This is a genomic window from uncultured Streptococcus sp. (genome assembly GCF_963545685.1).
Classification (GTDB): domain Bacteria; phylum Bacillota; class Bacilli; order Lactobacillales; family Streptococcaceae; genus Streptococcus.
This window is the reverse complement of the sequence record NZ_CAUUKN010000065.1, coordinates 1-6,465: the sequence shown is the minus strand read 5'-3', so window position 1 is coordinate 6,465 and position 6,465 is coordinate 1. Positions and strand designations below refer to the sequence as shown.

Here is a 6,465-nt window from a genome sequence, read left to right as displayed (position 1 = left end):
AGCCACTTCTTAACAAAAAAAACAAAAAACTGACCTAAAACAAAGAAAAAAATAGGTATTACATAGCTAAAAGCTCTTGCAATATGTCCTTCAACAAGGTGAATGACTAAATAGAGGAGATTCCCTGTCTGAATACTTGCGAATCGTCCGTCTTGAGTATTGTAAGTATAGGCATCAATAAAGCCCCCTATATAACTAACTAGAGTTGCTACTCGTAAACCTTCAAAAACACGATAAGAGCGTTTTTTCATTTTGAACATGTCGATTTCCTTTTTCTACTTATGATAAGGACTTCCTTGCTGAATCATGAATGCGCGATAAATTTGTTCCACTAATACAAGGCGCATAAGCTGATGAGGAAAAGTCAAGAGACCAAAACTCATCAATTGATTAGCCCTATTTTTCACTTTAGGGGATAGCCCCAAACTCCCCCCTATAATAAAAGTAATATCTGAATAACCTCTCAGGGTCGCTTGCTCTAACTCTTTGGCAAACTGTTCTGAAGGAAATTGCTTTCCCTCAATTGCTAAGGCAATGACGTAATCACGGTCACCAACCTTATCCAAAATACGCTGTCCTTCTTTGTCTAGGATAGCTTTATTTTCAGCTTCGCTTGCATTATCCGGCGTCTTCTCATCCGTCAACTCTATAGACTCAAATTTTGTGAAGCGTCCTAGTCGTTTGATATACTCTGCAATGCCATCTTTCAAATATTTTTCTTTCAATTTTCCAACAGTAATCAATTTAACTTTCATAAATTCATTATAGCACATATCCACAATCTTTTAACACCTTATCCACACCTTTGCATATTTCATAACCACTATTTATTCCATATACAATAGCCTATCATCTACATTTTTAAAAGTTATCCACAGAATGTTAATAACTTTTTTTTAAAATCACTTTATGATATAATTAAGCTTACTTTGATATGTTTATCAAGAAGGAGGACTAAACGTGAAAAAATTTAACTGGAAAAAAATAGTAGCGCCAATTGCAATGCTAGTTGTTGGCTTACTAGGTGGTTTACTAGGTGCCTTTATCCTACTGACAGCAGCAGGGGTATCTTTTACCAATACAACCGACACAGGAATAAAAACGGCTAAGACTGTCTACAGCAATACAACAGATACAACTAAGGCTGTTAAGAAAGTCCAAAATGCCGTTGTTTCTGTCATCAATTATCAAGAAGGTTCATCTTCAGATTCTCTAAATGACCTTTATGCCCGTATCTTTGGCGGGGGGGACAGTTCTGATTCTAGTCAAGAAAATTCACAAGATTCAGATGGTCTCCAGGTCGCTGGTGAAGGTTCTGGAGTCATCTATAAAAAAGATGGCAAAGAAGCTTACATCGTAACCAATAACCACGTTGTCGATGGAGCTAAAAAACTTGAAATCATGCTTTCGGATGGTTCAAAAATTACTGGTGAACTTGTTGGTAAAGATACTTTCTCTGACCTAGCAGTTGTCAAAGTATCTTCAGATAAAATCACAACTGTTGCAGAATTTGCAGACTCAAACTCACTTACTGTTGGTGAAAAAGCAATTGCTATCGGTAGCCCGCTTGGTACCGAATACGCCAACTCAGTAACAGAAGGAATCGTTTCTAGCCTTAGCCGTACTGTCACTATGCAAAACGATAATGGTGAAACTGTATCAACAAATGCTATCCAAACAGATGCAGCCATTAACCCTGGTAACTCTGGTGGTGCCCTAGTCAATATTGAAGGACAAGTTATCGGTATTAACTCAAGTAAAATTTCATCAACGTCTGAAGTCGCTGGTAGTGCTGTTGAAGGTATGGGGTTTGCCATTCCATCAAACGATGTTGTCGAAATCATCAATCAATTAGAAAAAGATGGTAAAGTTACACGACCAGCACTAGGAATCTCAATGGCAGATCTTAATAGCCTTTCTAGTAGCGCAACTTCTAAATTAGATTTACCAGATGAGGTCAAATCTGGAGTTGTTGTCGGTAGTGTTCAGACAGGTATGCCAGCTGATGGTAAACTTCAAGAAAATGATGTTATCACTGAGATTGATGGTAAGGAAATCAGCTCAAAAACTGATATTCAAACCAATCTTTACAGCCATAGTATCGGAGATACTATCAAGGTAACCTTCTATCGAGGTAAAGATAAGAAAACTGTAGAACTTAAATTAACAAAATCTACAGAAGACTTATCTGATTAATCATTGACAAATCTGTCAAAAGACCTTTACAATAATGTAAAGGTCTTTTTTTGGAAAGGAACAACATGTCAGAACAACTCAAAACTTTACCTATTAGTGAAATTTACCCCAATCCTTTTCAACCTCGTCTAGAATTCTCCGATGAAGAGTTAGTAGAACTAAGTCAGTCAATATCAGAAAATGGTTTAATACAACCAATTATTGTCCGAAAATCTGACATTATTGGTTATGAACTAATTGCTGGAGAAAGACGTTTACGTGCCTGTAAACGTTTGGGGATGACAGAAATCCCTGCAGTTGTAAAGAAAGTTACAGATCAAGAGAGTCGTAAACAAGCTATTATTGAAAATTTACAACGATCAAATCTCAATCCTATTGAAGAAGCAAAGGCCTATCGTAATTTAATTGATGAGTTAGCTTATAGTCACGAGGAGCTTGCTAAAGCTATGGGAAAATCTAGACCATATATTAGTAACTCTCTCAGACTACTACAACTTCCGCTAGAGATACAAACAAGTATTGAAAACGGAAGTCTGAGTCAGGGACATGCTAGAGCACTCTTAGCTATTGAGGATTCACGAAAGCAGTTAACCATCTTTCAGCAGGTTTTGACTGAAAGATGGTCTGTTCGTACTCTCGAAAAAAAACTTCAGGAACTTCCTAGAAAACAAAAATCAAAAAAAGATATCCATGTAAAAGATAAAGAAAAAGAACTTGAAAAATCACTGGGTCTTCCTGTGACTCTACGTTATCACAAAAATCACTCAGGAACGATTAAAATACACTTTTCGACTGAAGAAGATTTTAACAGAATTATCAACAAGCTTATCTAAGCTGTTAATTTTAGAAAAAGGCTAGTCAAACTTATCCACATCATAAAAATGATGCCCACCCTTTATTTTAGAGGGTTTCTTTTTTTATCAACAGTTTGTGGATAACTTTTATTCACATTGTTAATTTTTTTTTGCGGTTGTGGATAAACTGGGAAACTTTTCTCTTTCTGACCTGTGGAAAACTTTTTTGTTTTATGATAGAATCAGAGGACAAGAATAAAGAAGGAGAATTGATAGAATGACCGAAAAAGAGCATTTTTTTTGGAATAAGCTCTTAGAGCTGGCCAAAGAGGAACTAACACAAGCCACTTTTGATTATTATGTCCTAGATACCAAGCTCATCAAAATTCAAGATAACGTTGCTACAATTCTGCTTGAAGAAGTAAAGAAACTGTTCTGGGAAAAGAACATGCAATCTTTCATTTTGATGACTGGATTTGAAGTCTATAATAGTGAAATAAAAGTTGAGTATGTCTTTGACGAAGCTCTCGTAAGCGAAGCAAACCCAACTTTAGCAAACAATGACTTCAGCAATAAAAGGGAACAACAAACACCTGCTCTTCCCACTTTGAACTCTGACTTAAACAGTAAGTACACCTTTGATAATTTTATTCAAGGAGATGAAAACCGTTGGTCTGTAGCAGCATCCTTAGCTGTAGCTGATTCACCAGGAGCGACATATAACCCTTTATTCATTTATGGGGGACCTGGTCTGGGAAAAACTCACTTGCTCAATGCCATTGGTAATAAGGTCTTACATGACAATCCCCAAGCACGAATCAAATATATAACTGCTGAAAATTTTATTAATGAGTTTGTTTTACATATCCGTTTAGATAAAATGGATGAACTAAAGCTCAAATACCGCCATCTAGACGTGCTTCTAATTGATGATATACAATCGTTGGCTAAAAAATCTACTCAAGCCACTCAAGAGGAATTTTTCAATACTTTCAATGTCCTTCACGATAATAATAAACAAATTGTCTTGACTAGCGACCGAAATCCAGATCAATTGAATGAGATGGAAGAGCGTCTTGTCACGCGCTTCAAATGGGGCTTGACTGTAAATATTACACCGCCTGACTTTGAAACGCGAGTTGCTATTCTTACCAATAAGATTATGGACTATGATTACCATTTTCCACCTGAAACAATTGAGTATTTAGCTGGTCAATTTGACTCAAATGTCCGTGACTTAGAGGGAGCTTTGAAAGATATCAGCTTAGTTGCAAATGTCCGCCAGTTAGATACTATCACAGTTGAGGTAGCTGCCGAAGCTATTCGTGCACGTAAAATAGATGGTCCTAAGTTAACTCTTATTCCGATTGAAGACATCCAACGTGAGGTTGGGAAATTTTATAATGTCACGGTTAAAGAGATCAAGGCGACTAAACGAACACAAAATATTGTCTTAGCACGTCAGGTTGCCATGTATCTTGCGCGTGAAATGACTGATAACTCCCTTCCTAAAATTGGAAAAGAATTTGGAGGAAGAGATCACTCAACTGTTCTACATGCTTACAATAAAATCAAAAATATGCTTGCTCAAGATGACAGTTTACGCATTGAAATTGATACCATCAAAAATAAGATAAAATAGCACTTGTGGATAACTACTAAGAATTATACACAGTTTTCCACAAGATGTGCACAAGTCTAAAATCTTGATAAAACTGTGCTTCAAATACTTATGCACAATGTCCACAAGACCTACTACTACTACTAACATAATATTAATAAAATAAAGGAGCATCATGATTCAATTTGCGATTAATAAAGCTTATTTCCTACAAGCCCTTCATACAACTCGCCGTGCTATTTCTTCTAAAAATGCTATTCCCATTCTATCAACTATAAAAATCGAAGTTACTAGTGATGGTATCTATTTGACAGGTTCAAATGGACAAATCTCAATAGAGAATAGTATCTCCGCTTCAGAAGAAAATGCAGGTCTATTAATTACACAACCAGGTAGTATCCTTTTAGAAGCGAACTTTTTCATCAACGTTGTCTCAAGCTTGCCTGATGTTACTCTTACATTTGAAGAAATAGAACAATACCAAGTATTACTGAAGAGTGGTAAATCAGAGATTACTCTAAAAGGAAAGGATGTTGAACAATATCCTCGTATTCAAGAAGTTGACAGCTTGACCCCACTAATTATGGACACTAAAGTATTAAAATCTATCATTGCTGAAACGTCATTCGCAGCAAGCACGCAAGAAAGTCGTCCAATTTTAACTGGAGTTCACTTTGTTCTTTCAAATCACAAAGATCTTAAAGCTGTTGCCACTGATTCTCATCGTATGAGCCAACGTCAACTTGTTTTGGAACATTCTGCAGATAACTTTGATGTAGTAATCCCAAGCCGATCACTTAAAGAGTTATCAGCGGTCTTTAGTGATGGTATTGAAACTTTGGAAGTTTTCTTCTCAGCAAATCAAATTCTATTCCGTAGTGAGACTATCTCTTTCTATACACGTTTACTAGAAGGAAATTATCCAGACACTAATCGTCTCTTGTCAGATTCATTTGAAACAGAGGTTGTGTTTGAGACAGCTAGCCTTCGTTCTGCTATGGAACGTTCCTATCTGATTTCAAATGCAAGTCAAAGTGGCACGGTGAAACTCGAAATCATCAATCGTAATGTTAGTGCCCATGTTAACTCACCAGAAGTCGGAAAGGTGAATGAGGATATTGATGTGCAAGAAGTTTCAGGAAGTGATTTAGTCATTAGTTTTAATCCGACTTACTTGATAGACGCTTTGAAAGCACTTAAAAGTGAGTTAGTTCGTGTTCGCTTCATTTCCCCAGTACGCCCATTCACTTTGACGCCAGCAGATGACAGCGAAAACTTTATTCAATTGATTACACCTGTAAGAACAAACTAAAATCGAAAAAGTTATCCACTGTGGATAACTTTTTTACTAGGGAGGAAGTTATGTACCAAATTGGAAGTTTAGTAGAAATGAAGAAGCCACATGCTTGTACCATCAAAGCAACAGGAAAAAAAGCTAACGAGTGGGAGGTGATCCGTCTTGGAGCTGACATAAAAATTCGTTGTACAAATTGTGATCATGTGGTCATGATGAGTCGTCATGATTTTGAAAAGAAGCTTAAAAAGGTTTTATAATAGAGTATTACGGACGTCACTTGACTACTAGATTCTTATATTGAGAGCTATAGCGCTCTGGCAAAGTAAAAAGTACCTAGGGTTCCTAATCGTCCTCTTTGTAGCATTTTTCCTTGTTTACCTTTTTCTGATTCTAAAAGGGAACTTGCCTATTTTTAACAATTTTTGTGTTATAATTAACTAAATTACTTTATTAATGGAGAAATAAATTAATGGCTTTAACAGCAGGTATCGTTGGTTTACCGAACGTTGGTAAATCAACTCTTTTCAATGCAATTACAAAAGCAGGTGCGGAGGCTG

The 6,465-nt window shown here is 36.4% G+C and carries 8 protein-coding genes; 6 read left to right on the top strand and 2 right to left on the bottom strand.

All coding sequences use genetic code 11. The features are described from left to right. Together RWZ99_RS08470 and rlmH are read right to left on the bottom strand one after the other, a co-directional pair. Positions 1 to 260, bottom strand: a 260-nt coding sequence (locus RWZ99_RS08470) for a DUF1275 family protein (RefSeq protein WP_314678017.1), incomplete at its 3' end; no start/stop codon positions are given. 15 nt (positions 261 to 275) lie between these two features. Continuing rightward, positions 276 to 755: a 23S rRNA (pseudouridine(1915)-N(3))-methyltransferase RlmH gene (rlmH, locus tag RWZ99_RS08465; protein WP_314678016.1), complete on the bottom strand. Its 480-nt coding sequence runs from the start codon at positions 753 to 755 to the stop codon at positions 276 to 278. Between the two features lie 205 nt (positions 756 to 960). Here rlmH and RWZ99_RS08460 point away from each other — a divergent pair, with 205 nt between their 5' ends. The 6 genes from RWZ99_RS08460 to RWZ99_RS08435 all read left to right on the top strand — a co-directional run. Further along, positions 961 to 2,196, top strand: a complete 1,236-nt coding sequence (locus tag RWZ99_RS08460) for a trypsin-like peptidase domain-containing protein (RefSeq protein ID WP_314678015.1) — start codon at positions 961 to 963, stop codon at positions 2,194 to 2,196. Positions 2,197 to 2,261: 65 nt separating this feature from the next. After that, positions 2,262 to 3,029 carry a ParB/RepB/Spo0J family partition protein gene (locus tag RWZ99_RS08455; RefSeq protein WP_314678013.1) on the top strand — a complete coding sequence of 256 codons (768 nt, stop codon included), beginning with the start codon at positions 2,262 to 2,264 and terminating at the stop codon, positions 3,027 to 3,029. A gap of 238 nt (positions 3,030 to 3,267) precedes the next feature. Continuing rightward, positions 3,268 to 4,632, top strand: coding sequence for a chromosomal replication initiator protein DnaA (dnaA, locus tag RWZ99_RS08450; RefSeq protein WP_314678011.1), 1,365 nt, complete (start codon positions 3,268 to 3,270; stop codon positions 4,630 to 4,632). 154 nt (positions 4,633 to 4,786) lie between these two features. Then, complete coding sequence (dnaN, locus tag RWZ99_RS08445; protein WP_314678009.1) at positions 4,787 to 5,923, top strand: DNA polymerase III subunit beta; 1,137 nt, start codon at positions 4,787 to 4,789, stop codon at positions 5,921 to 5,923. Positions 5,924 to 5,973: 50 nt separating this feature from the next. Further along, on the top strand, positions 5,974 to 6,165 hold the full coding sequence (locus RWZ99_RS08440) for a DUF951 domain-containing protein (protein ID WP_037599384.1): 192 nt from the start codon (positions 5,974 to 5,976) through the stop codon (positions 6,163 to 6,165). Between the two features lie 212 nt (positions 6,166 to 6,377). Beyond that, a partial coding sequence (locus tag RWZ99_RS08435; protein ID WP_314678019.1) for a GTPase occupies positions 6,378 to 6,465 on the top strand: 88 nt, incomplete at its 3' end.

Coding starts and splice junctions, on each gene's coding strand:
- rlmH (WP_314678016.1), bottom strand. CDS start 755: ATGAAAGTTAAATTGATTACTGTTGGAAAATTGAAAGAAAAATATTTG.
- RWZ99_RS08455 (WP_314678013.1), top strand. CDS start 2,262: ATGTCAGAACAACTCAAAACTTTACCTATTAGTGAAATTTACCCCAAT.
- dnaA (WP_314678011.1), top strand. CDS start 3,268: ATGACCGAAAAAGAGCATTTTTTTTGGAATAAGCTCTTAGAGCTGGCC.
- dnaN (WP_314678009.1), top strand. CDS start 4,787: ATGATTCAATTTGCGATTAATAAAGCTTATTTCCTACAAGCCCTTCAT.
- RWZ99_RS08440 (WP_037599384.1), top strand. CDS start 5,974: ATGTACCAAATTGGAAGTTTAGTAGAAATGAAGAAGCCACATGCTTGT.